This is a genomic window from Kitasatospora sp. NPDC058115, from assembly GCF_042884635.1.
Lineage (GTDB): Bacteria > Actinomycetota > Actinomycetes > Streptomycetales > Streptomycetaceae > Kitasatospora.
In genome coordinates, this window is the sequence record NZ_JBHVTL010000027.1 from 112,109 (window position 1) to 137,123 (window position 25,015).

17 protein-coding genes, 1 pseudogene and 2 CRISPR repeat arrays are annotated in these 25,015 nt (G+C 72.8%); of the genes and pseudogenes, 3 read left to right on the forward strand and 15 right to left on the reverse strand.

All coding sequences use genetic code 11. The features are described from left to right. Window positions 1-212 precede the first annotated feature (212 nt). Window positions 213-521, forward strand: a complete 309-nt coding sequence (locus ACFVVL_RS27105) for a hypothetical protein (protein ID WP_380297273.1) — start codon at window positions 213-215, stop codon at window positions 519-521. A gap of 91 nt (window positions 522-612) precedes the next feature. Then, window positions 613-1,302, forward strand: a complete 690-nt coding sequence (locus tag ACFVVL_RS27110; RefSeq protein ID WP_380297275.1) for a hypothetical protein — start codon at window positions 613-615, stop codon at window positions 1,300-1,302. Between the two features lie 356 nt (window positions 1,303-1,658). On the opposite strand, the gene ACFVVL_RS27115 is transcribed toward ACFVVL_RS27110, so the two are convergent. The 15 genes and pseudogenes from ACFVVL_RS27115 to ACFVVL_RS27185 form a co-directional block, all read right to left on the reverse strand. Beyond that, window positions 1,659-3,620 (reverse strand): ATP-binding cassette domain-containing protein, encoded by a 1,962-nt coding sequence (locus ACFVVL_RS27115; RefSeq protein ID WP_387679645.1) that lies wholly within the window; start codon window positions 3,618-3,620, stop codon window positions 1,659-1,661. A gap of 235 nt (window positions 3,621-3,855) precedes the next feature. Then, window positions 3,856-5,430, reverse strand: coding sequence for a phytoene desaturase family protein (locus ACFVVL_RS27120; protein WP_387679647.1), 1,575 nt, complete (start codon window positions 5,428-5,430; stop codon window positions 3,856-3,858). 56 nt (window positions 5,431-5,486) lie between these two features. After that, on the reverse strand, window positions 5,487-6,095 hold the full coding sequence (locus ACFVVL_RS27125) for an OsmC family protein (protein ID WP_387679650.1): 609 nt from the start codon (window positions 6,093-6,095) through the stop codon (window positions 5,487-5,489). Window positions 6,096-7,023: 928 nt separating this feature from the next. Then, window positions 7,024-7,528: pseudogene (locus tag ACFVVL_RS27130) on the reverse strand (solute carrier family 23 protein); the annotation flags it as partial. Window positions 7,529-7,609: 81 nt separating this feature from the next. After that, window positions 7,610-8,553: direct repeats of the CRISPR family, unit length 28 nt; unit sequence GAGCAATCCCCGCGAGCGCGGGGCCGAC. An 18-nt stretch (window positions 8,554-8,571) separates the two neighbouring features. Beyond that, entirely contained in the window at window positions 8,572-8,850 is a 279-nt protein-coding gene (gene cas2e, locus ACFVVL_RS27135; RefSeq protein WP_331744407.1) for a type I-E CRISPR-associated endoribonuclease Cas2e, read from the reverse strand. Continuing rightward, on the reverse strand, window positions 8,847-9,872 hold the full coding sequence (gene cas1e / locus ACFVVL_RS27140) for a type I-E CRISPR-associated endonuclease Cas1e (RefSeq protein WP_387679653.1): 1,026 nt from the start codon (window positions 9,870-9,872) through the stop codon (window positions 8,847-8,849). The genes cas2e and cas1e overlap by 4 nt, the downstream gene beginning before the upstream one ends. Window positions 9,873-9,875: 3 nt before the next feature. Beyond that, the gene (gene cas6e / locus ACFVVL_RS27145; RefSeq protein WP_387679655.1) at window positions 9,876-10,649 is read right to left on the reverse strand and encodes a type I-E CRISPR-associated protein Cas6/Cse3/CasE; all 774 of its coding nucleotides are present in this window, start codon (window positions 10,647-10,649) and stop codon (window positions 9,876-9,878) included. A gap of 4 nt (window positions 10,650-10,653) precedes the next feature. After that, window positions 10,654-11,520, reverse strand: coding sequence for a type I-E CRISPR-associated protein Cas5/CasD (cas5e, locus tag ACFVVL_RS27150; protein ID WP_387679658.1), 867 nt, complete (start codon window positions 11,518-11,520; stop codon window positions 10,654-10,656). Then, a complete protein-coding gene (cas7e, locus tag ACFVVL_RS27155; RefSeq protein ID WP_387679663.1) occupies window positions 11,520-12,683 on the reverse strand; it encodes a type I-E CRISPR-associated protein Cas7/Cse4/CasC in 1,164 nt (387 codons plus the stop codon). The genes cas5e and cas7e overlap by 1 nt, the downstream gene beginning before the upstream one ends. Window positions 12,684-12,736: 53 nt before the next feature. Then, window positions 12,737-13,339 carry a type I-E CRISPR-associated protein Cse2/CasB gene (gene casB / locus ACFVVL_RS27160; protein WP_387679666.1) on the reverse strand — a complete coding sequence of 201 codons (603 nt, stop codon included), beginning with the start codon at window positions 13,337-13,339 and terminating at the stop codon, window positions 12,737-12,739. After that, window positions 13,329-15,050 (reverse strand): type I-E CRISPR-associated protein Cse1/CasA, encoded by a 1,722-nt coding sequence (gene casA, locus ACFVVL_RS27165; protein WP_387679669.1) that lies wholly within the window; start codon window positions 15,048-15,050, stop codon window positions 13,329-13,331. The genes casB and casA overlap by 11 nt, the downstream gene beginning before the upstream one ends. Window positions 15,051-15,269: 219 nt before the next feature. Then, window positions 15,270-18,164, reverse strand: a complete 2,895-nt coding sequence (gene cas3 / locus ACFVVL_RS27170) for a CRISPR-associated helicase Cas3' (RefSeq protein WP_387679672.1) — start codon at window positions 18,162-18,164, stop codon at window positions 15,270-15,272. A 168-nt stretch (window positions 18,165-18,332) separates the two neighbouring features. After that, window positions 18,333-19,032: a CRISPR direct-repeat array (repeat unit 29 nt; unit sequence GTCGGCCCCGCGCTCGCGGGGGTTGCTCC). 750 nt (window positions 19,033-19,782) lie between these two features. Beyond that, window positions 19,783-21,279, reverse strand: coding sequence for a S1 family peptidase (locus tag ACFVVL_RS27175; protein ID WP_387679675.1), 1,497 nt, complete (start codon window positions 21,277-21,279; stop codon window positions 19,783-19,785). 61 nt (window positions 21,280-21,340) lie between these two features. Continuing rightward, the gene (locus tag ACFVVL_RS27180; RefSeq protein ID WP_387679678.1) at window positions 21,341-23,101 is read right to left on the reverse strand and encodes a trypsin-like serine protease; all 1,761 of its coding nucleotides are present in this window, start codon (window positions 23,099-23,101) and stop codon (window positions 21,341-21,343) included. A 143-nt stretch (window positions 23,102-23,244) separates the two neighbouring features. Next, window positions 23,245-23,766 carry a hypothetical protein gene (locus tag ACFVVL_RS27185; RefSeq protein ID WP_387679681.1) on the reverse strand — a complete coding sequence of 174 codons (522 nt, stop codon included), beginning with the start codon at window positions 23,764-23,766 and terminating at the stop codon, window positions 23,245-23,247. Between the two features lie 451 nt (window positions 23,767-24,217). On the opposite strand from ACFVVL_RS27185, the gene ACFVVL_RS27190 reads away from it, so the two are divergent. Then, on the forward strand, window positions 24,218-25,015 hold a 798-nt coding region (locus tag ACFVVL_RS27190; RefSeq protein WP_387679684.1), incomplete at its 3' end, for an ALF repeat-containing protein.

Sequence of the window (25,015 nt, forward strand, 5' to 3'; positions counted from 1 at the left end):
TGTTCTGATCCGTGTTCCGATCCGCCGACGGCCGGGCCCGGGCGCCACGCGCGCCCGGGCCCGGTCGCGGTCACGGTCGGTCGCGGTCGGTCGCGGTCGTGGTCGGTCATGGTCGGTCGGGGTCGGTCGCGGGCCGATCCGGTCGCGCGCCGGGTTGGTCCGGATGCCGTCATGGGGGTGCGGCGGGCCGGTCCCGAGTCCACGTTGTGGAGATGGACATCGTCGTCGTACTGGAACCTGACACACCGACCAACATCCGCCTCCTCGGCGCCGACCACCGGCCCGCCGAGCCCGAGATCCCGGTGCGCCGCGCGCACTCCGCCCCCACCGAGGCCTCCGGCGCCTGCGGCCCGCGCACCCTGTGCGGTCTGGACACCTCGGACATGACCCTCGCTCCGCACCGGTCCGTCCACCCCGAACGGCCGCAGTCCCGGGCGCACTGGCACACCTGCAGCACCTGCCGCAACGCCGGGGAGCACCTCACCCCCGACACCCTCCCGGGGGAAGGCCCGGCCTGGTGAACCACCGGACCGGGCGACACGATCCCGGGCCGCGGGCACGGGGAGCACGACGGCGGTGGGGCCGTGCCGGAACACGCCCTAGGCTGACCGGATGACGACCGACCGCACGACCGTACTCGCCCCGGTGGTCCTGGCCGGGCTCCTGCTCGGCACGGCCGCCTGCTCCTCCGCCGGCGGTACGGACGCCCCGTCCGCCGGCGGGAAGCTCTCCTTCACCACCCTGAAGTCGGCGGTCCGGGACCTCGGTCCGGACCCGGCGTGCCCGTTCGGCCTGGACCTGGCGGGCGCGCTGAGGGCCGCCGGGATCGAACGGGCCGTCACTCCGGCCGCGGGCGCGGACCGGGCGGTGCGGGCGGAGGTCGTGCCGCCCGAGGAGGCCCGGCCACTGCCCTCCGGCCCGGTGGCGACGGCGCCGGCCCGGCCCGAGAGCGTCCAGGTCTGGTGCTCCTTCACCGCCGGGACGACCCCGGTGGAGATCGGTGTGCTCGCCGCCCCGGCGGAGCGGATCGCGGTCAACCTGGCCCTGCCCTACATCCAGCGGGCCGGCGACCTCACGCCCGATCAGCTCGCCGCCGTCTCCGCCGACCAGCCCTCCCCCGGCCGGGCGAGCACCGCCCCCGGCCGCGGGTCGGTCGCCGTCGCCCGGCTCCCCGTCGCGGACCGCGGCGACCTCGCCCTGCTGGTCAGCCAGGGCACCGAAGCCGCCTCCCCGGACGCGGCGCTGACCGGGGAGCCGCTGCGCACGGTGGCCGAGCGGCTCGCCGCCCAGCTGCACCTCTGACACCCGCCGCGGCGACCGGTCCGGCCGCCGCCCACGCCGCCTCCGAGGACCCCGCCCCCGGCAGCCGACCCGCCTCCTGCCGTCCGCCGACCGCCCCGTCCGGGCGGTCGGCGGACACGGACCAGGGGTCCTTGTCGCCCTGCCCGGCACGACGACGAGTCGCTCGACGTGGCCCGGTTCCCGCTGACCGCCCTCCCCCTGGTTCGCCCGCGGCTGAGCCGCGCTGCCGCCCCTCCGGCCACCGCTCGACCGGAACGGGCGGCAGTACGGCCCCACGGAGCCCCACGGACGACCGGACGGGGCGGACACCGGCACGCCGGAACGGCCCCGGGTCGGCATCGACTCGGCCCCGCGCGTCAACGCGGGCTCCCTCCCGTGGTGTCCGAGCGTTGCGCGGGCACGGTCGCGGCCCGGTCGTGCTGCAGGGCCCGCAGGTCGGCGAACATCCCGGGTTCGGCGGCCAGCCGTTCGAAGGTCCCCTCCTGGATCACCCGGCCGTGGTCGAGCACCACGATCCGGTGGGCCACCCTGGTGTTCTCCAGGTTGTGGGTGACCAGCACCGTCGCGCAGTCCCGGGCGACGTCCGCGAGACCGGCGAAGATCCGGTGCTCGGCCCTCGGGTCCATGGCGCTGGTCGGCTCGTCGAGGATCAGCAGCGTGCCGGACCTGGCCCGGTGGAAGGCGGCCGCGGTGACCACCCGCTGCCACTGGCCCTCGCTGATCTCGGCGCCGCCCCAGAACTCCTTGGCCAGCAGGGTGTCCAGGCCGTGCTCCAGCTCGGCGATCACCTCGTCCGCGCCGGTGGCGGCCGCCGCCTCCAGCACGGGGCCGTCGCCGGGTCCGCCCGGCTGGCCGAGGGTGATGTTCTGCCGCGCGGTCAGCGGCCAGTGCGCGAAGTCCTGCTGCACCAGCGCCGTCTGGCGCCACAGCAGGTCGGGGTCGAGATCACGGGTGGCGACGCCGTCCCAGGTCACCGTCCCGCCGTCGGGCAGGGTCAGGCCGCACAGCAGCTTCATCAGGGTGGACTTCGCCGCCCCGTTGACGCCGACCACGGCGACGATCTCACCCCGGCGGACCCGGAAGTCCACGCCCTTGAGGGCCGCCCGGTCCGATCCCGGGTAGCTGAAGGTGACGCCCCGGGCCTCGATCACCGCCGTGCCGGCCGGCGGGGCGAGCGTGCCGCGGTCCAGCCGCTGGGCGCGGGCCATCGCGATGAACTTCTGCCAGTCCCCGACGTACAGGCCGGTGCGGTGGACGGCGGCGCTGTAGTTGGCGGCGGTGTGCAGGTCGGCGGCGGCCGAGCGCAGCGCGATCACCGCCGTGCCGGCCGACGCCAGGGTGACCCGGCCGTCCGCGAGGAGCCAGGCGAGGCCGCCCCAGACCAGGCACGCCCCCACGCCGGACGCCGCCGCCCCGTAGAGCCCGAGCACGGCGCCGCGGCGGGCGGCGGTGTCGCTCGCCTCGGTGACCTTGGCGACCGCCCGCCCGTGGATCCGCAGCAGGAACGGCGCGACGGTGTTCGAGCGGACCTCGGCGGCCAGCCGGCGGTCGCACAGGAACCAGCGCAGCACGTTGGCCGCCCGGGTCGCGCCGAAGGTGGACATCATCGCCCGGTAGAAGGCGTTGGCCGCCGCCGTGCGCGCCAGCGCCTGCGGGATCACCGCGAGGACGAGCAGCGGGAGCAGCACGGGGTGCACGGTGGCGATCACGATCCCGGCCGCGGCGAGGCCGGCGGTGTGGCCGATCACGTCGCGCGCCTGGGAGAGCAGGTCGCGGGTGGCGCTCGCACCGCGGTCGCCGGCGTCCCAGGCCGCTTGGAAGCTGGGGTTGTCGTAGGCGACGAGTTCGGCGCGGGTCGCGGCGTCGATCAGCTCCAGCTCGGCGGCCCGGGCGATCTTCGGTCCGATCCGCTCGGCGGCCCACTCCCCGGCGATGCGCAGCAGGGCGGCGGTCCCGGACATCGCGGCGAGGAACGCCACGGAGGGGACCGAGCGGGCCAGGCGGTCGGCGAAGGAGTCGGTGCCGGCCACCAGGTGGGTGATCATGCCGGTGGTCGCCAGCAGGCCGAAGGCCTGGGCGGCCGCGGAGGCGGCGGCGCAGCCGAGCAGGACGGCGAGGGCGGGCCGGTCGGCCCGGCGGCCGAGGCGCAGCGCGAGGGCGAGCAGCCGGGGCAGCGCGCGGGCGGTGGCGCGCAGGGTGGTCTTGGTACCGTCGATGATCTCGGCGTCGCTGCCGGGGGGCTGCCACTCCATCATCACGGAGTCGTCGGCGCCGTCGGCCGCGTCGGCCTGACCGGTGGTGGGGGTCGGAGCGCTCATGCGGCCGCCTCCTCGCACGCCCGGACGGGCCGGCTGGCGGCCTGTCCGGGAGGCGGGCAGCTGAGTGAACTCGACTTTCCGGCAAAGGACTTGGCTGTCCTCCAGGGGGCTCTCATGGCGACGGATCCTGCCCCGTCGCCCGCGGCCGATCAACCTCGGCGGTTCCGGGCGAGCCTGGAGCGAACAGCCCGATTTCGATTCCGGGCCGGGGGGGCGGGGCCGTTCCCGGAAGCGGCTACCGGGGCAGCTCCTCCAGGACGGCGCGGGCCGCGTTGTGTCCCGGGATCCCGCTGACGCCGCCGCCCCGCAGCGCTCCCGCGCCGCAGAGCAGGACGTTCGGGTGCGCGGTCGCCACACCCCAGCGGGCGGCGGCGCCCCGCGGCTCCCCGGTCGCGAACGGGAACGCGAGGTCGCGGTGGAAGATGTGACCGCCCGGCAGGCCGAGCTCCCGCTCCAGGTCGAGCGGGGTCTTCGCCTCCAGGCAGGGCCGCCCGTCGGCGTCGGGGGCCAGGCAGTCGGCGATCGGCTCGGCGAGCACCTCGTCGAGCCGGGCGAGGCTCGCCGCCAGGGCGTGTTCCTTGGCGGCCGGGTCGGCGAACAGCCGGGCGGGCAGGTGCAGGCCGAACAGGGTCAGGGTCTGCCACCCCTGCCGGACGGCCTGCGGGCCAAGGACGGAGGGGTCGGTGAGGGAGTGGCAGTAGATCTCGGACGGCGGTGCGGAGGGGATCCGGCCGGCCGCCGCCTCGGTGTAGGCGGTCTCCAGCTGCCGGTAGCCCTCGGCGATGTGGAAGGTGCCGGCGAAGGCCTCGCGCGGGTCGGCGGCGGGGTCGCGCAGCCGCGGCAGCCGGCGCAGCACCATGTTGACCTTCAGCTGGGCGCCCTCCGGCGCGGGCCCGGGTTCCTCGCCCAGCAGCCGGGCCAGGGTGGCCGGGGCGGCGTTCACCAGGACCCGGCGGGCCGCCGCCACCGCCTCGCCGTCGCGGTGGCGGTAGCTCACCTCGGCCTCGCCGGTGCCGTCGGTGGCGAGGGCGGTGACCTCGCAGCCGGTGCGCAGCTCGGCCCCGGCCGCCCGGGCCGCCGTCACGAGGGCGTCGGTCACCGCGCCCATGCCGCCGACCGGGACGTCCCAGTCGCCGGTGCCGTTGCCGATCACGTGGTAGAGGAAGCAGCGGTTCTGGCGCAGCGACGGGTCGTGGGCGTGGGTGAAAGTGCCGATCAGCGCGTCGGTGAGCACCACGCCGCGCACCAGGTCGTCGGCGAAGGCCTGCTCGACGGTCTCGCCCAGCGGCCGTTCGAACAGGGCCGTCCAGGCCGCGTCGTCGCCGACCCGCCGGCGCAGTTCGGCGCGGCCGGGCAGCGGTTCGGTGAGGGTCGGGAAGACCCGCTCGGCGACGTTGCCGGTCATCGCGTAGAAGCGCCGCCAGGCCTCCCATGCACGGTCGTCGCCGGTCAGCGCCCGGAACGACTCGCGGGTGCGGCCGGCGTCGGCCGCGTCGACCAGCAGTCCGGTGGGCCGCCCGTCGCGGACGGTGGGGGTGTAGGAGGCGATCCGGCGCCGTCGCAGCTCCAGGCGCAGCCCGAGCTCCCGCACCACCTTCCGCGGCAGCAGGCTCACCAGGTAGGAGTAGCGCGAGAGCCGGGCGTCCACGCCGGTGAACGCCGGGGCCGACACCGCCGCGCCGCCGAGCGCCGGGAGCCGTTCGAGGAGCAGCACCCGGTGTCCGGCGCGGGCGAGGTAGGCCGCCGCCACCAGTCCGTTGTGGCCGCCGCCGACGATCACGACGTCGTGCCGGGAGGACGAGTTCGCCATGTGCGGCACGGTACGGCACCCGGGCGGGCCGGGGAACAGGGCGGCGGCCGGGCGGGTCAGTCCCCGGCGGGGAGAACGGTGGAGAGAACGGCGGGGGGACCGGCGGGGAGCTCCCCGGGGGCGTCCGCGGCGAGCCGGACGGTGACGCTGTGCTCGGCGCGGACCAGGCGCAGCATCGGGCAGCGGGCGTCCGCGGTGGCCAGCAGCTCCGCCAGCGCCTGCGGCTCGGCCGGGCCGCGCAGCTCGACCTCCGCCGTCAGGTCGTAGGGCACGGCGGGTGCGTCGGTCGGCACGCCGAAGAACCGGGCGTCGTTGTTGCGGGCGCCGACCCGGACCTCGACCCGGTCCAGCGGGACGTCCGCCAGTGCCGCGACGCACAGGATGGTGTGGGTCAGGCAGGTGCTGACGACCGCGCAGAACAGTTCGGGCGAGGACGGGCCGAGGCCGAACCCGCCGATGTCGGGCCCACCGTCGCCGATGAGGGACCAGTCCCCCACCCTGACCTTGCGGACCCCGGTGGCGTCGTCGGCCACGCAGACCGCGCCGACCTCCTCCTCCCAGTCCGCGCTGTCCGGCCGCCGCCGGGCGGCGTCGCGCATGGCCGCGCCCTTGTCGCGCAGGTGCTCGGCCAGCCCGGGCCGCCGTACCGCTGGTGTGTGCGTCATGGCCCGTAGCGTACGGGCCGGGGCGGCCTCAGGAACCGGCGGTGGCCGCTTCCAGGGTGGTCGCCATGACCGGGCTGGTGAAGGTGTTCGTCGCGGCGCCCGTGGAGAGGTGGTAGGAGCCCCACTTGAGGTAGTTGCGGTCGCCGTCCCAGGTGGTGCCGGTGAAGGTGCCGGAGCCGGTGGTGAAGGTCTGCTTGACGCCGTCGAACCAGAAGTCGATGGTGCCGTCGGTGCGGCCCAGCCGGATCTTCAGCGCGTAGGAGTGCCACTGGTCGTTGGCGGTCGGCGCGGTCCACAGCGTGTGCGCGACGTGCGCGGTGTCCCACTCCTGGAGGCGGATGCGCCCGGTCGTCGCGTCGATCTCGATCGGGTGGTTGGCCGTGCCGGTGCTGGGCGAGCACTTCAGCTGGAAGACGTAGCGGCTGTTGGTGTCCTTGATGTCCACCTTGGACGACCAGCCGAGGTAGAAGGTGTCGCCCTCCCCGAGGTCGGGGCTCAGCGTCTCGCAGCGCTCCTCGCCGGCGGCCTGGGAGGCCCGCCACACACGGCCCTTGGCGGGGTCGGTGACGACGCCGAAGCCGCCCTGGGCGCACTGGACGGCGGCGAAGGAGGACGGGCCCTGGGCGGTGCTCGGGGTCCACAGGACGGTGCCGGTCTCGGCGGCGGAGCTGCCGGCGGTGGCCCAGGCGCAGGAGAGCGCGAGCGCGGTGACGGCGGCGGCGCCGACGGCGGTCCTGCGGTGGCGGGACGGAAGGGACATGCTTCTCCCGGTGGGTGAGTGGCCGCGACGGACGGGGAAGGCGATTCGACCACCCCCGGTCCGGGCGGGCCAAGCGGAACGGCCGGAGAAGGCCCTTTCGGGCACCTCTCCGGCCGCCGGGGTCACCGGGTGGTCGTGGGGGCCGGCGGGCGCCGTCCTCGGAGCCGGTGTCGGCTGTCCGCTCCCGTCCACCGAGTGGATCTTCCCGAAGACCCGGTCGAACAGCCAGGAGATCTCATAGCCGAAGAGCAGACCGAGGAAGATCGCCACCCGCGACCAGAAGCCGCGCAGACAGACCACGGCCAGACCGGTGAAGAGCATCACCAGCAGGGCCGTCCACTGGTCCTGCGGCCAGTAGGTCGAGGCGGTGACCGGCGCGAGGTTGAAGCCGATCAGCATGACGACGGCGCCGGTGACGATCGGCGGCATCGCGGCGCGGATGATCCGTGCCCCGAACCTCTGGACCGCGACGCCCACCAGGAACACCGCGCCGGTGACGGTCGCGCTGGTGCCGCCCTGGGCCCGGATCACCGCGGCCACGCCCAGGAAGGAGAGCGAGCAGCCGAGGTAGCTGGGCACCCGGCCGCGGGTCGAGAGCAGGAAGATGACGGTCGCGACACCGGACATCATGATCCGTCAGCACCGGCGCCACGAACGTTGCGCCAGCGCATGCATCACGAGGCTGAGCAGATGCAACGCCGCCGGTGACCGGCGTCAAGCCCGGTCGGCCAGGGCAGTCAGACGAGATCGAGGAGAAGCCATCCCCGCGAGCGCGGGACCGACGTTGTCTGCAACCCCTTTGTGATTCCCCACGTGGAGCAATCCCCGCGAGCGCGGGGCCGGCAGGGCGTCATTCGTCAGCGGAACCTTGGTGGAGGAGCAATCCCCGCGAGCGCGGGGCCGACCACCGGAGACCAGAAGTGACCACCCAGCGAACGGAGCAATCCCCGCGAGCGCGGGGCCGACGGCTGCGGCTCCGGGGCCGGGGCGGGGATGTCGGAGCAATCCCCGCGAGCGCGGGGCCGACAGCAGGCCCGGGGTGCGGCCCGGCGACCCGGGGGAGTAATCCCCGCGAGCGCGGGGCCGACAGTCGACGTCGACCCGTATGCCGCGCCGCTCCAGAGCAATCCCCGCGAGCGCGGGGCCGACTCGTCGACCGGAGCGGTCTGGTCCTCGTCCACGGAGCAATCCCCGCGAGCGCGGGGCCGACGACCGGCCGGACTCCACGTGGGTGATGACCGGGGAGCAATCCCCGCGAGCGCGGGGCCGACCCGAGCGAGGCCATGTGCGTGGCGTCGAGGCTGGAGCAATCCCCGCGAGCGCGGGGCCGACGACGATCCGCTTGATCAGTTCGTTGCAGGTGTCGAGCAATCCCCGCGAGCGCGGGGCCGACGAGTCGCCGCCGTCCCCTCCGTCCGCGTAGAGGGAGCAATCCCCGCGAGCGCGGGGCCGACGCGACGATCCCGAGGACGATCCACGTCAGCGGGGAGCAATCCCCGCGAGCGCGGGGCCGACTCCTGGACCATGCAGATCAGCAGGCCCTGGGCGGAGCAATCCCCGCGAGCGCGGGGCCGACACGCGCTCCACCTTGTCGCACCACCAAGCACCGGAGCAATCCCCGCGAGCGCGGGGCCGACTCCGTGCCGTGGCCCTCTCCCTGGCACGGGCAGGAGCAATCCCCGCGAGCGCGGGGCCGACACTTCGTGACCTGCGGTTTTATCGGCGGGATCGGGCTGAGAGAATCAGTCCGTCGAAGTCGACGGGCTTCCAGCGGTCCTTGCCGGCGGTGCGGACGGTCCAGCCTTGTTCGTTGGTGGCGGGTTCGACGAGGACGGCCTGGCCGTCGCCGATGCGGGTGGCGAGGAGGTCCCAGAGGCGGTCGCGGATGCGGCGGCTGGGGGTGCCGACGAAGACACCGGCGTTGACTTCGACCATCCAGCGGGTGAGGTGTCCGCGGAGGCCTTCGGGGGCGGCAATGAGGATGATGACGGTCATGGGCTGCTCGTGTCCTCGGTGAACTCCGGGCCGATGATGGCGAGGTGTTCATCGCCCATGCCCGGGTCGGAGACACCCGTCACCACTGACGCTCCTTCGCTGCCCGCCCAGTTGACGCCGCCGTGGACGGTGCCGACGCGTTCGTCCCAGAGTTCGTTGACCTCGACGTCGGGCATGTCGGTTCCCTCCGGGCTGAGGAGGGACTTGACATCGTGGACGATGCGGCCGAGCAGCTTGTCCTCGGCGATGCGGTCTCGCAGGCCGAGGCGGGCGTCGCGTTCCTCGGTGTGGCCCCGCTGGGCGAGGTCGAAGGCAAGGGGGATGGTGAATTCGGCCTTGTAGAGGTCGGCGATGTCGAGGACGAACGAGGTGGCCAGTCCGGTGTGGACGAAGCCGAGGCCGGGGCTGGCGCCCAGGCCGGTGATGACGGCGTGGCAGATGCCGTAGAGCGCGGCGTTGGCGGCCGACAGGAGGCGGTTCAGGTCGTCGCCCGCGGCGTGGGCGTCGCCGGGCTTGTAGACGCGGCCGCTCCAGGGGACGCCGGTGCGGCGTGCCTCGGCCTGGTAGAGCTTGCGGATGCGGGCGCCCTCGCGTCCGCGCAGTTGCTGCATGGTGGCCGTGCTGACATCCTCGCCCGGGAACCGCATCCGGTACATGGCGCGGGCCACAGCGAGGCGTTCCTTGGTGCGGCTGACCAGCCAGGCCTGCCGGTTGAGCAGGGCCGCGCCGCGGCTGGGGCCGAGGCCGGCCGCGTACATGCGCACGCCCTGTTCGCCGACCCAGCACACGGTGGTGCCGGAGTCGGCGAGGAGGTTGACGGCGCCGTGGGTGATGCGGGTGCCGGGGCCGAGGAGCATGACGGCGACCATGGCGGCGGGGACGCGCACGGTCTCGCGTTTGTTGATGACGACGACGGCGTTCTCGTCGCGGTCGATGTGGCTGCGCTCGACGTAGACGCTGGAGACGCGGTCGGCGAGGCGGTGCAGGTCGTGCGGGTGGGCCTTCCACCAGATGTCGGCCATGGGTCAGCGAGCCCCTGCCTGGAGCGGGGCGAGGGTGAGCAGGCCGCAGCCGTAGGCCTTGGACGGGCCGATCCCGCCGAGGAGCGCGCCGTGCAGCAGACCGGGGTCGCTGACGCGCAGACGGCCTTCGAAAGTGGCGGTGGTGAGGGTGACCGGGGTGCGGGTGCCGGGCTTGGTGAAGGTACTGCGGCTTCGGTCGGTGATCCTCACCTCTCGGGCGGACTGCGCGTCCGCGGGAGCATCCGCGACCGACGGTTCGAGGCCCGGTGCCGGGTCGTCGGTGCGTGCCTCGGGGATGGTGAAACCCCAGCGAGTGGTGCGCTCCAGGAACCAGGTGAGTTGCTGCGCGGCGGTGCGGTGGGCCATGCGGTAGGAGCGGTGGCGCAGTTCGGCCTCGGTCTTGGTGCGGTGCGGGCTCGCCTTGTCGGGCTTGGACGTGTTCTGCACGGGGCTGGCCTTGAGGCGGAAGGCGAACTCCCGGCCGACGGCGAGCTGGGCGAGCAGCGGGCTGTAGTCGCGGATGGCGTAATGCTCGCCGTCGGCGTCGGGCCAGCCGGCCTGTTCGACGATGTGGGTCCAGTCGGGCTTGGAGGGGGTGAGGACGAGCAGCATGGGGCGGCGGGGGTGGTCGGCGTCCAGGCGCCACAGGATCCGGTCGCCGGGGGCGGTGTCGGGGATGCCGGCCAGGACGGCGCCGTGCAGGGCTCGGGGGTTGGCGAGCAGGTTGCGGCTGGCGGCGCGCAGGGGGTTGATGCGGACGCGGGAGAGGTAGGTCATCGGGTCACCAGCCCAGCAGGGCGAACGGGTCGTGGCCGCCGGCGTCGGTGGCCGGGTGCGTGGTCGTGGTGGACGGGGCGAAGCCGGTGGGGACGCTGAGCCATTCGTGGCGGATCCGCCGGGCGGAGAAGGCGCGTTCGCGGGGTGCGAAGGTGCGCGGGACGTCCTGGAGGGTGTCCTCGCCCGCCGGGTCGTCGAAGGTCGCCGCCAGGTCGATCCGGTGCGGCGAGAACGGCTCCGGACCCCGTTCGGCCCGCCGCCGGTAGGCGTCCCTGGCAGGCGCGCCCGCCTGCCAGGGCTCCGCGGCCAGGACGTCCTCCAGGGTGGCGTCGCGCACCGCGCCGAGGACGATCGGCTGGGTCGGGACGCACGAGCGCCGGCCGAGCGCGAGTGGGAAGGCGGGGCTGCGGACCGCCTCGGCGAGCGCCGTGACGAGCGCGGCCCGGCCCTGGACGGCGGCGATGAACACCGCGTCCTGGAGGTAGTAGCGGTGGGTGACGTGGGTGTCCTTGGCCGGGGAGGTCGGCTTCTGCAGGCCCTTGGCGTTGACGCCGGCCTGTGGGAGCGGACGGCCGCGGTAGTCGCTGACCGTGTGGTAGTCGCGCAGCAGGGTGCCGGGCTGGTCGGTGCGCACACCCAGGCGAAGGCCGACGAGGTCGGTGATGTCCGCTTCGCGTGGTCGGCCTGCGGCGGCGGCGAGCAGGCCGACGACGCCGGACTTGGTCGGCTGGGGCCGGCTGTCGCGGCGGTTGAAGGCGCTGCGGTCGCCCCAGGACTGGAGCGGGCCGGCCAGGCGCAGGACGAGGACCGCCTGCGCCTCGTCCTGCCGGTCCGCGGCGGGGGCGGGACCGGGTGTGGGGTCGGCGGGCATCAGTTGCCGTTCACCCGCTCGGTGAGGGCGGCGCGCAGGCCGTCGCGCAGTTCGGTGAAGGTGCGGTTCGCCCCGAACGCCTTCGCGAGCTTCTGCCCGGTCTCGCCGGCATCGGTGCCGGTGCCGGTGCCGGTGTCGGTTCCGAGGGTGTGGCAGATGGCGGCGTAGGCCGGTTCGTCGCCCCACTGCTCGGTGGCGGTGGCGAACTCCCCTGCGAGGCGGCGCGCGGACTCGGCGACGATGCCCTGGCTCGCCGGGACGGGGTTCTCGTAGGCGGAGACGAGGTTCACGGGCTGGTCTGCGCGGACGACGACGGCGACCAGGCTGGGGCGGGTGCGGTGCGCGAAGGAGTTGCCGTAGCCGGTGGGCATGGAACGGGCGAAGGAGTCGACGAAGAGGTCGACGGCGTCGACGGCGGCCTTGTCGTCGCCGAGGTTGTCGCGCAGCTGGTGCAGGCCGACGGTCGCGTAGCGGTAGAGGGTGGCGGAGTTGAAGCCGATGGTGCCGATCATTCCGGCGCCGGTCTCGTCGGCGGTGTTCTCGTCGTCGACGGCCGTGTAGTAGTCGAATTCGAGCTCGGCCGCATGGGTGGAGATCGCGTGGGCGACCTGCGTGGCGGCGTCGACGTTCAGGCTGGGGATGTCGGCGACCATGCGGCCGAAGAGGGCGACGTCCGCCGGGTGGCCGGTCTGCAGCTGCTCCTTGACCGGCAGGGCCTTGACGGCCTCCTCCAGGGCTTTGGCATCGAGGGCGGCGAGGTCGGCGGCGGTGTCGGCGACCAGGTCGGCGATGCCGGCCAGCTGGCGGCGGCCGTAGAAGAGGAGATAGGCGGTGTCGCCTTCCTTCTTGCCGGCGGAGATCCCGGTCGTCTTGATCAGGGCGTCGGCGATCCGCTGCGCGTCCTCCGCCGGGACGGGGGTGCGTTCGGCGATGCCTTTGGCGAGCTGGGAGGCGATCCGCTTGGTGCGGGTGGCGAGGTCCTGCCGGTCGCGGCTCTCGGCGAAGTGCAGGCGTGTGGCGCGCTTCCAGGCCTGGGAGGAGACGCGGGAGCGGCGCTTGCCGCCGAAGTAGGCCTCCTTGGGGTTGCCGTTGTCGTCCCGGTTGAGGTTGGCCGGCGGGACGGTCTGCAGGATGTGCACGTCGATGTAGAGGCGGTCGGTCATGCGCTTCTCCTCGGGGATGGCGGTACGGGCAGCTGAGCGGCGGGCAGGCGGGGTCAGTCGGCGGGCGCCTTCTCCTTCCACGCCTGGTAGCCGACGGCCCACTTGAGGCGGACCTGCGGGCGCCGGTCGGTGTGGTGCCAGGCCTGAATGTCGGCCATCAGGTGGTTGTAGTCCAGCGGCTGCCCGACGGTGCGCAGTTGGGTGATCAGGCCGCGCAGGTGGACCAGCAGCGCGGACACGCTGGTGGCGCCCGCGAGTTGGGCGACCCGGGTGTCGAGGGCTTCCTCGCTGAACCTGCCGCTGCGGCGCAGGGCCCGCAGGGCCTCGCCGAGTTTGACGCCCCGGCGGTGCATCGGTGTGGACTGGCTCTGCTGGTGCAGGCCGTAGAGGGCCAGGGCGGCGTGTTCGGCTTTCTGCTCGTCGGAGACCTCGTCGCGCAGCGCGAGACGGTCGTCGACGTCACAGCTGTAGAGCGGCCACATCCTGGGGCTGTCCATGGCGGGCCGTCCGAGGCCGGAGCGCATGGCGGCGAGGTCCTCGCCGGGGGGTCGGCGTGGCTGCTTGGTGCGGGGGTCGGTGCGCCAGGTGTGGTCGGGGGCGGTGAAATCGTCCCAGTACCGGCGCTTTTTGCGGGCAGTGGTGTGCTCAGTAGTCAAAGTCCGCTCCAGGGGCGGGGTCGGAGTCGAGGGCAGGTCCGGTCTCGGCTTCCCGTGCGGCGGCCGCCTGCCGCACGGCATCGGTGTGGCGGGGGAGGATCTCGTCGACCTGGCGCCGGAAGTTGGCGCCGGCCGTGCCGAGCCGGTAGGTCTGTGCCTTGCCCGATTTGCCGCTCTGGTCGAGCGTCCGGCCGCCGAACGCGGCGGCCGGTGCGGCCAGCAGGAGCGTGTTCGCCGCCTCCCCAGCGTGCTGGTGGGCGATCCGCTCCCACGCGAGCCGACCCCGTTCCAGGACGTCCTCGTCGTCACCGGCTGCGCGCACGCCGGCGAGCAGGCGGCGCACCAGGGGGTCGAGGATGTGCAGGAGGAGATCGCCGGGGCGCTGGCCCTTGTCCCAGGGGATGGGGTCGGTGCCGGCGGCGCGGCGCAGGTCCGCGGAGAGGTTGTTGACGGCCCTCGCGAGGAGTTCCGCCTGTTCGGCCGCGTCCAGGAGGAGCTGGTGGGCTTCGCTGTCCTGATGGAGAGCGAGCAGCGGCAGCGGAATGGCGTCGTGGATGACGTCCTCGACGACGGCGGACTGGGTGCCGTAGACCATGCCGAAGGTCTCGACCTGCAGCGGGTAGTCGGCGCCGAGCCTGCCGCTCTCCTGCAGTCCGCTGACCTCATCGAGCAGGACGCTGGTCTCGAAGGCCCCGTCGGCGCTCTGGCGGATGGGGGCGAGGAGGGCGTCCAGGCCCCGCCAGGCGGCCTTGCCCTGGGTGTGGCGGCGCGGCCGACGCTCGGGCAGGGCCGAAACGGACTTCTTGGCGGGGGCGGTGAACGTCCAAGCGGTGTGCGGCTCCTGCTCGGGCAGCCGCGTGAGGCGGTCGCCGGCGCTGATGACCACCCGTGCGACTCTCAGCTGCCCGGCGTCGTCCTGGTGCGGGATGAGGCGGATCCGCCGGGCCTGCCAGGTCCACAGGTCGAGCAGGCCCTCGGCTGCGCGCACCGTCCAGGACGGGCCGTGGGGGCCCCGCATCCACTGCGGGACGCCGAGGACGCTGAGCGGGATGACCGGGAGGTTGAGCATGAGCGTCTCGTACAGGGTGCGCCCGGTGGGGACGATCACGCCGAGCTGGCCGAGCGGGCCGGTGGGGTTCCCGGTGGTCTTGCCCGCCTTGACCTGATCGTCGCCGACGACGCCGGTCTTGATCGCCGCGGTGTCCCAGCAGTGGGCGTGCACGAGCCAGTGGGCGGCCTGGGCCGGTGTCAGGTCGAGCGGGTCCGCGTCCGTGCGGCTGGCGAACAGCGGGACGTTGTTGCCGCTCGCGGCCGTCGCCACGAGAGCGGCAGAACCCTTCGTCTCGTCCTTCGCGGTGCGCAGCCCTGCGACCTGCGCGAACGGGGCGGCCGGGTCGAAGAGGTCGAACTTCGCCCGGTGCTCGTCTAGATGGACCTGGAGACGTTTGCGCTCGTCCTCGGCGAAACCTCCGTTCTGCGTGAGGCGCTCGCCCTTCTCGCGGAGCGTCCCGGGCGCTCCGGTGGCGTGGGCGACGATGGGCAGCAGGACCTGGCGCAGGAGGGCCGGGAGCTGGGTGGAGAACTCGACGACGATACCCTCGAACTCGTGGGCACGGGCCAGAACCTCGGCGATCCCCAGCTCAACGGGAGGGCCTCCGCCGACAGGCCGCACCGTCAGCCAAGGTTCGTCGACAAGGTTGTACCCAGACACGCGCCTATCTCCCAACTAGCCCTGTTTAGCCCGTTGTTGAATCATCGTGGCATCATCAGCGGCCGATCGTGGGGCGAATGCTTGAATTGCCCATCGGCCCCGCAGGTTCGCTCGCGCGGGGATGGCCCCTGGCCGTGTTTGGCCGCCCGTGACGGGCACAAGTCGGCCCCGCACTCGCGGGGTTGGGTGGTGGGCCCGGCAATCGCCCGGCCCACCACCTCACCGCCATCCGTACCGGCGTCCCCCGCTCACCACGAGACCGAGGTCGTCGTCGTAGCGCAGCCGGAAGTCTCCGAGGGTCGCTTCGCCGTCCTCGTCGAGTTCGAGGGCCAGGCTGTAGCGCAGCCAGGGGTGGTCGCGCCAGCCGGCCAGCGGGCCGAGCGCCTGCTCGGCCGCCGCTGTCAGTTTGGCGGGGAGGCGCACCGTTCCCGCGAGGACGTCGTCCAGCAGTTCGGCGGCGACCTCGCCGTTCGGGCCGAGCCTGCGGCCGGCCATCGCGTGGAAGCCGCTCCCGGTGCGGCGTACCAGGACGACTTCCGCGCTCCGTTCACCGTCGCGGACGAGTGCCTCGAACTGTCCCTCGGTCAGCTTGCCGTGGGCGCCGCGGTGCAGTCCGGCCAGGGTCGGTTCGCCGTGCTCCCCAGCGCGGGTGAGCACGTACCGGGTGGCGTTCTCGCGGCGCTCGGCCTGTCGCCTCTCCCAGTCCTGCCGGGCCTGCGTCTCGGCCTCGGCCCATGTGTCCGGGACGACGGGGCCGGTGCCGTAAACCCGCGCCACCAGGTCCGGCACCTGACCGGGGATGCCCCACGTGTCCCCGCCGTCCTTGGTCACCCGCTTGATCTCGGCGGCCGTGCGCAGGAGCAGGTAGCGGCCGTAGATCTTCTCGGAGGCGCCCAGGATGTGCGGGGCTTCGTCGTCGTGGAGGTGGAGGCCGGTGACGACCACGGTGGGCCGGCACAGCCGGTGGGGGCGTTTCACGCCGTCGTGGCGGTGAAGGCGGCCGATGCGCTGGAGGAGCAGGTCGATCGGGGCGAGGTCGGTGATCAGCAGGTCGGCGTCGACGTCGAAGGACTGCTCGGCGAGCTGGGTGGCAACGACGATCAGCCTGTCAGGGCGCTCATGTCCCTGGCTGGGCGGTCCGAGGAAGTCCAACACCTGCTGCGTACGGTCCGCCCTGTGGCCGGCGTGCAGGCGGCCGTGCAGGAGGCGGACGTCGGAGCCGAACTCCTTCCGAAGGGATTCGAAGGTGGACTGGGCGCGGGCGACGGTGTTGCGGATGACCAGGGCGCATCCGCCGTCGGTCAGGCGGTCCTTGAGGCAGTCGGCCACGGCGGCATCGGCCGTTCCGGGGTCATCGCCCCGAGCCGCCACCGTCGCCTCGTTCAGCAGTTCGACCTGGACCCGGAGGTCGCCGCGCCACGACTCTCCGCTCTCGACCAGCAGCTCCGGCCGACCGTCCCGGCCGACCCAGGCAGCCGTCACGCTCGGATAGCCCTGTGGCTCCGGAAGCCCCAGCCCCGCAGGCTCCTCCGCCGACTGCGCACCGGCCAGGTACGCGGCGACCAGACGATGCCGCTGCTCGGGCGGCAAGGTCGCCGACAGCAGCACCACCGGCACTCCGGCCTGCCCGAGCCACCACAAGCCCTCCAACAGGAACTGCGACATGTAGACATCGGCGGCGTGAACCTCGTCCAGGATCACGACCTTGCCGACCAGACCGGCCGTCCGCAGCATCACATGCTTGGTTCGAGTCGCGGCATACAGGAGCTGGTCGATCGTGCCGACCGCGAACGGGCTCAGCAGACCACGACGGCGTCCCAGGAACCACTCCGCGGGGGCTCTGCGCGCCGCACCCTCGCACCCGTCGAAGGAGTCGGCCGGCAGACCGTACTCGTCCTCCCCCACCGAGGAGAACGGGTCGTCCGCGCCCTGCCCCCACTCCCCCGCGCCCTCCAACAGGCCACGCCACTCCTTGTTGAACATCCGCTTGCCGTGCAGCAGCGCGACCTGGTCCTCCAGCCCGTCCCCGACCTCGCGCAGCCACGAGCGCACCTGGGTGAACATCGGGTCCGCGGTCGCCTGGGTCGGCATACCGAGGAACAGCCCGTCCGCGCCGTAGCGGGCCGCCAACGCCTCCGCCACGGCCAGCGCCGCCTTCGTCTTCCCCTCCCCCATCGGCGCTTCGACGATCACCAGGCCAGGCCCGCCCATCCGACGCACCACATCGAGGACCAGCTCCTGCGACGGCCTGGGCCCATGACCGAAGCGATCCCGGAACGACTCCGGCCCGGGAACCGCCAACGCACCCCAGCCACCGCGCAGTTCCAGCTTCGACCACGCCGCCGCAGCCCGCTGCCGAGCCCGGGACATCGTCACCCTCGACAGATCCGACACGCCGGTGAAGTGCCGTTCGTCGCTGGCAATCCAATCCGCCATCACCACGAAGCCGGACAGCTGAAGCTGCATCGCACGACTCGGCACCAGAACGGGCTCCACCCCGGAAAGCGGCGACTCACCGTCGTAGCCGACCTCCCGGGAGAACACCTCCACCAAGGCCCGCTGCGCGAGCCTCCAAGGCCGGCTGTGCCCCTGCAGCTTCTCGTTCTTCTTCGGCGGGGCGAGCTGCCCGACTGTCGGGACCAGGCCATGGTGGCCGGCGACCAACGGCCAGACCCAGCCGACCTGTTCCTCACTCCACTTCGCCTCGGCGAGCAGCGCCCTCAGCACCCGCGCGCCGGCCTTGTCGTGCCGCCAGGACGACCCCTTCACCGCGTACTTGTCCCACGTGAGCCCCGCCTGCCGGACGGCCGCCTCACCCGCGGCATCGAGATGCTGGAACGCCGGGGTGGCCTTGCCCAGGTCATGAATCCCGCACAACCACGCGAACAGGCGCCGCCCCTTCCCCACGCCCCCCGCCAAGCCGTCCAGACGCCACCGCGTGACCTGCGGGAGGTAGCGGTCCCAGACCGCCTCGGCCACCGCGGCGGTGTCCAGCATGTGCGAGAGCAGAAGATTCGCCGTCCCTCCCGCCCGCCCAGCCGACTTGCCCCACAACGCGCCCAACCAGCCCCCGACCTCAGGCGGGTAGCCCCGCCAATGGCCCTCAACCACCATCTCGACCTCCGCATGCGACTACGCTTCGGGAGCGTAGGCCACAGCACTGACAACCGGCCCGGGAACAAGTGGAGATGACGGTGACCCATCTACTTCCATCCAGGCGGGCATTCAATCGAACTGAATCAACCAGCGCCCTCTGACGCAAGAACCCGCAGGTCAGCAAGTGTCGGCCCCGCGCTCGCGGGGGTTGCTCCAGCCGGTAGCGGCCGTTGGTGTACGCCTCCCAGTCGGCCCCGCGCTCGCGGGGGTTGCTCCTGCGGGTTCGTCATCAACGCCACTCTCCTCGGGTCGGCCCCGCGCTCGCGGGGGTTGCTCTCGCCGTCATCTGGTCCGGCGCCACCACCACGGGTCGGCCCCGCGCTCGCGGGGGTTGCTCCACGATCCGCCCACCCGGCCCGGCCGCTTCCACGTCGGCCCCGCGCTCGCGGGGGTTGCTCCGGAGACATGTACGAGAGCTGACCAACCCGCCCGTCGGCCCCGCGCTCGCGGGGGTTGCTCCCTGCTCAAGCAGGAGGGACTCGTTGAGTACAAGTCGGCCCCGCGCTCGCGGGGGTTGCTCCCGCCCGGGCGTCCCCGGGTGTGGAGTAGGGAGGTCGGCCCCGCGCTCGCGGGGGTTGCTCCCCGGGCACCAGGGCGCCCTTGTCGCTCCGGCTGTCGGCCCCGCGCTCGCGGGGGTTGCTCCGTGCCGCCCGCCGCCAACGAAACCGGCAAATTGTCGGCCCCGCGCTCGCGGGGGTTGCTCCTACAACCTCGCCATGACAACCCTGACCTGCTGGTCGGCCCCGCGCTCGCGGGGGTTGCTCCTGGGCGGAGTACGCCGCCAGCCTGAACGTGGAGTCGGCCCCGCGCTCGCGGGGGTTGCTCCCGGTTCCGATACGAATCGCCCCGCGCTCGCGGGGGTTGCTTGGTTTCGTGAGTGGTGGTGCGGCGATGGCGTTGAGGGGGCGCTGTGCCTGTGCGGGCTTCTTCCCTCGCGTCCGGCGGCTGGCGTCGGCCTCTGTCGCCGGTGCGGGAGGTCGGGGCTCCGGTCGAGAACGCCGGGGCCGTCCCCACCCGGGCCTTCCTCGGCGGTGCGGTGATCAGGGGGAGGCGTTGATCGAGGCGCCGGTGTGGTCGCCAGGGGTGGCGGTGAGGTCGGGGTACTCGGGGGTGGCCCAGGTGCCATTGCTGTGACGGGATGCCGACAGGGCCTCGTTGTCGTGCAGTTCACCCGGATGTGGGCGACACGGGCCCGCTCCCCGGGGCCGGTTCGGACGGCACCGCGGGCGAGGGCTGGTCCGGCACCTCAGGTGGTCCGCCCGCTGGTTCCACGGTCGTACCGGACCGTAGGCCACCCCGCCGTTCGCGCCCGCCGTGCTGAACGGGTCCAGGGTCAGCACTGAGGACCATTTCCGGGTGGGGAGGTTTAGAAGGTCTACTGCTGGGCGCGTGAGCCTTGGACCGTGAGGGAGCCGTCGATCTCCAGGACTTTGCCGCTGCTTCGGTTCTTCAGGCCCGGTGTGCCGGCGGCTGCGGCCGGCACACCGGTCCGCCAGGAACGGGGTGGGGTCTTGCGGGACATGGGGACTTCTTGTCGTGGTGGGGTTGTGACCGCCGGCCGGGTGTGCGGCGTACGTCAGCGGCCGGGGACGGCAATGCCCTGGGTCGACTTGCCGCTGCCGCTCCAGTCGCCGGTGACAGGGAGCCCGCTGTCGCCGTAGGAGACGGAGGTGGTGGAGCCGTCCGGGGCGGCACCGCGAAAGCGGAAGGTGCTGCCGACGGGGTGGTAGACGCCGACCTGGGTGGTGCCGCTGCCGTTCCAGTCGCCGGCGAGGGGCGTGTCCCCCGGGTTGCCGAAGGTGAACGTGACGTCGGCATCGGCGCTGTGGATGGAGTTCACGAGGTAGAAGGTGGCGGTGTTGGGGTTGAACAGCCCCGGGGTGTCGTAGCCCTTGTGCGTCCAGTCTCCGGCGATCGGCTTCCAGTTGCCGCCGTCGCCCAGCATGAAGGAGGTCACGGTGCCGTCGTGGTGGCGTAGGTGGAACGTGGCGGTGCTGGGGCGGTAGATCCCGACCTCGGTGGTGCGTCCGCCGTCCCACCGGCCGACCACCGGGACGTCGCCCGGGTTGCCGAACCCGAAGTCGGTGCTGCTCGGGGTGCCGTCGAGGGAGTTGGTCAGGTAGAAGTGCGCGGTCGTGGGGTCGTAGCAGCCGGGGGTGTCCCCGCCGATGCCGTCCCAATTGCCTGTCAGCGGGATCATCGGGCTCTTCCCGAAGTCGAAGACCGGCCGGGTGTTGAAGTTCGACTGGGCGGAATCGGAGAGGAACCAGCGCAGGACGCCGGGTGCCTGGGGCGGCAACGGGCGGGACCGCACGAGCTGGATCCAGTCGCCGATGTCGTCGGTGCGGGTGGCGGTGGCGCCGTCATGGGTGGTCTCGGTGCTGCCGAGGCAGCCCTTCTGCCAGGAGGTGCTTATGACGGCGACGAGTTGGACGGTGCCGCCGCTCCCGCGGACGGCGGGGCCGCCGGTGTCCCCCTTGCACACCGCGGCGCCGGCCGGTGCGGTGCCTGTGATGCCGATGCCGGTCGAGGTGACCGCGTTCACGCCGAAGGTCGCGGTGTGGAGTTTGTCGGGTACCCATTCGGTGCCGGTCCGACCGTAGCCGGCGACCCGCAGGCCCTCCCCCTGGACGGGTGCGCCCGTTGCGACGGCTACCGGGGAGATGTCGGTGACGGGGCGGGCGAGTCGGGCGAGGACGAGGTCGCGGTCGGTGCGGGGGACAAGTTCGGCAACATCCCGTACCTGCCCCGTGGCGGTGGTGAGGTCGGTACGGCCGACGGTGACGATGGTCTTGAGCGCGGGCGGGCCGGCAGGGACGGTCGTCGGCCGGGCGGGGTCGTCGGCGAAGCAGGCGGCGGCGGTGACGATCCAGTACGGGTCGACCAGGGCACCGGAGCACGAGCGCGTGCCCTCGCCGATGTCCAGCTTGGCGGTGAAGGCGTAGGAACCGGTCGCCGCGGTGTCGCCGCTGACGGCAGCGGCGGGCGTGCCGGTCAGGAGGGTGCCGGTGAGGACGGCGGCGGTGAGTGTCCCGGCCGCCGTCCTTGCGGAGCGTAGGCGTGGGCGGAGCATGAGTCGGTTCTCCGTTCCTCGACCTGGTGGGGTCTCGGCGGGTGCGGTCAGCCGGGTGCGGTCAGCCCGTCGTGGGGATCTGGCCGACGATGGACCAGCCGGTCCAGCCTGCGCCGGCCGGGTTGGCGATGTGGGCCATGACGCCGTCGGTGCCCTGGCCGAAGACCTCGGCCGTCCTGGTGTCGGGGTTGTAGACGGCGGAGGGGGAGCCGCGGAACTTCCAGCTGCCGGTCATGGTCCAGGACGTCCAGCCGGTGGTGCGGTTCCACGTTGCGCGGTACATGGACATGTCGGTGCCGACCACGAACAGGTCGAGGGTGTTGGTGACGGGGTTGTGGAGCACCGCCGGTGTGCCGGTGAACTGGCCTGAGGGGTTGAGGGTGAACGGTCCGTGCCAGCCGGCGCCGTCGGTGTTGTAGAGGTGGGCCATGACGCCGTCGGTGCGCAGGGCGAAGACCTCGGCGGTCCTGGTGTCCGGGTTGTAGACCGTGGTGAGGGAACCGCGGTACTTCCAGTCACCGGCCATGGTCCAGGACGTCCAGCCGGCGGCCCGGCTCCAGGCCGCCCGGTACATCGATCCGTCGGTGCCGGTGGCAAACAGGTCGAGGGTGTTGGTGACGGGGTTGTGGACGACGGCCGGTGTGCCGGTGAACTGGCCTGAGGGGTTGAGGGTGAACGGCCCGTGCCAGCCGGCGCCGTCGGTGTTGTAGAGGTGGGCCATGACACCATCGGTACGCAGGGCGAAGACCTCGGCGGTCCTGGTGTCCGGGTTGTAGACGGCGGAGGGGGAGCCGCTGTACTTCCAGTCACCGGTCATCGTCCACGGCTGCCAGCCGGTGGCGCGGCTCCACGTCGCCCGGTACATGGACCCCTCGGTGCCGATGGCGAACACCTCAAGGCTGTTGGTGGCAGCGTTGTGGACGACCGCCGGCGTGCCGGTGAACCGTGCGCCGGGCCCGATCAGGTGCCAGCCGGCCCAGCCCTCGCCGTTGGTGTTGTAGGCGTGGATGAGGGCGCCGTCGGTGCGCAGGGTGAAGATCTCGGCCGTCTTCGTGTCGGGGTTGTAGACGGTGTTCCGTCCGCTGGCGCGGCCGGCCACCACGGCGGCCCAGTCGGAGAGCGTCTGCTGGATCCAGGTGCCGAGGTCGTCGGTGCGGGTCTCGTAGGCGCCGGTACGGGTGGTCGGGGCGGCACCGAGGCAGCCGTTCTGCCAGGAGCGGCTGGTGAGGGCGGCGAGCTCGTAGCGGTCGCCGACGCGGCGCAGGGCGGGCCCGCCGGTGTCGCCCTTGCAGAGGGCGGCGTCGGCCGGGGTCTTGGGGGCGATGCCGAGGCCGGCCAGGTCGATCGCGCCGACGGTGAAGGCGGCGCTGTGGAGCTTGTCGGGCACCCACTCGGTCCTGGTGCGGCCGTAGCCCGCCACCGTCAGCTCCTCCCCGGTGGTGGGGGCGGTGGTGGCCACGGCCACCGGGGTGATGTCGGTGACGGGGGTGGTGAGGCGGGCGAGGACGAGGTCGCGGTCGGTGCGGGGGACGAGTTCGGCGATGTCGCGGATCTGGCCCGTGGTGGTGAGGTCGGTGCGGCCGATGGTGGCGGTGGTTTTACGGGCGGGCGGGCCGGCGGGGACGGTCGTCGGTTGGGCGGGGTTGTCGGCGAAGCAGGAAGTGGCGGTGACGATCCAGTTCGGGTCGATCAGGGCCCCGGTGCAGGAGCGTTCGCCGTCGCCGATGTCCAACTTGGCCGCGTACGCGTAGGTGCCCGCCGGTGAGGTGTCACCGCTGACGGCGGGAGCGGGTCCGCCGGTCAGCAGTGCGCCGGTCAGCACAGCGGCCGTGACCGCCCCGGTTGTCCAGGCCGAGTGTGATCGTGTGCGGAACACGAGGTGCTGTCCTTTCATTGCCGTTTCGGCCAAGTCGAATTGATGTGTGCGGTGTCGGTTTTGCGTGGCAGCGGCCTTGCGTGCCCGCATCATCCGGTGATGCGGAGTTCGACCAGGACGGAACGCTTTCCGCCGGGCAGGCTTTCGCCGACCGGTTCGACCGAGTTAGGGCCGATGTTCACCTGCTTCTCCTGGCCGGCCGCGAGCAGCTTGGCGCTGACGGAGCGATCCTCGGTCCAAATGCCGTAGACGTCCGGCAGTTCCATGGTGAGGTAGCCGGTCGTACCGGAGACGACGAAGCAGTATCCGAGCCTGTCGAGACGCGATTCGACGAAGATCTCGTTCGCCGCCTGGCAACTGGTCGGAACCGTGTGGCCGGGTCCTTCCTTGAGCAGGATGTGCCCGTCACCCCGCTTCAACGTGATCTTGCGTTCCGTCAGGATGCGGTCAGCCTCCGGGTACTGGAAGTCCTCGACGGCGGTGGGCATGTCCTCCTCCGCAGCCGCTCCGGTGGTGGCCTGTGCGGCCGACAGCGAGGCGAGCCCGATGCATGCCAGCAGAGCTCCGGTGGCGCCGACCACGAGAGTCGTGCGGGTACGGGATTTGATCAAGGCAGGTCCTTCGATCCTGGCGGGACCAAGTTGATTCCGCAATGCCGGAAGGGGTGTTGGACGACGGCGGAGCCAGCGTAAAGTACCAGCAATATCTGGCACCATGAGGTTCGCGGAATCGGCCCAGAACTGCCCCTCGCAGCGACTTTTGGCCACGTCTCACGAATTCGTACACCCCATTCCGTTTCTGATGCTCGGCGAGCTTTCTCCGAAACACAGATGCACCATTTGGGAGGTATTGATTGTGAACCATCCCGTTCGGCCCTTGGGAGCCCCCGGAGCCAGGGGGAGCAAGCGGTCTCGCAGAGTCCGGCTGTCAGTACTCGGCCGAATATGCGCGGGCCTGCTGCCGCTGGCCCTCGCCGCCGGCCTGCTCGGCGCGGCTCCCGCGTTCGCCACGGACCCCGGGCCCGGCCCGAGCACGCCCGCACCGACGGACCGCGGCCGTGTCGTGAACCTGTGGCTGGAGGGCGGGCCCGGCGTGCAGGCGGCCGCCGAGGCGGCGCTGACCGGCACCGACGAGGACGTCAAGCGCTTCCTCGACGTCGAGGCGGACCTCGCGGAGTACCACGACGAACGCGTCTCGGCGTTCCAGATCTTCAGCCTCGGCGGTCCGGGGGTGCGCGAGGCGGCCACCCGCGCACTGAAGGGCACCCAGGAGGACCTGCGGACCTTCCTCAAGGACGGCTGGCAGACGCCCCTGGAACAGGACCGCCGAGTCGAAGCGATGCAACTCGTCGCCACCGGCGGGGTGAGCGTCAGGGAGCAGGCCACCGCCGCGTTGCAGGGCACCCCTGAGGACGTCAAGAGGTTCCTGGAGAAGGGGCAGTTCGACGCCGCCGCCGTCGACGACCGCGCCGCGGTCATGAAACTCCTCGCGGCCGGCGGCCCGGCCATGAAGGAGGCCGCGAAGGTCGCGCTGCGCGGAACCTCCGCCGATGTCGCCGAGTTCCTGTCGGTCGGCCAGTTCGTGGCCCTGGCCAGGGACCAGGAACGCGCGACGATCTCCCAGCTGGCAGACCAGGCCGAGGAGGCAGGCCGGCAGGCGCAGATCGCCAAGGACGCCGCCAAGGCGGCCTCCGCCCGCGCGGTCGAGACCTCCCGGCTGGCCAAGGAGTCCGCCGCGACCGCCGCCGCGGAGACCGAAGCGGCCGGTCGGGACCTGACCCGTGTCAAGGAAGCGGCCGCGCGCGCCGCCGACGCGGCCCAAGGCGCCGCAGCTGCCGCCGCCCAGGCGGTCGCCGCCGCC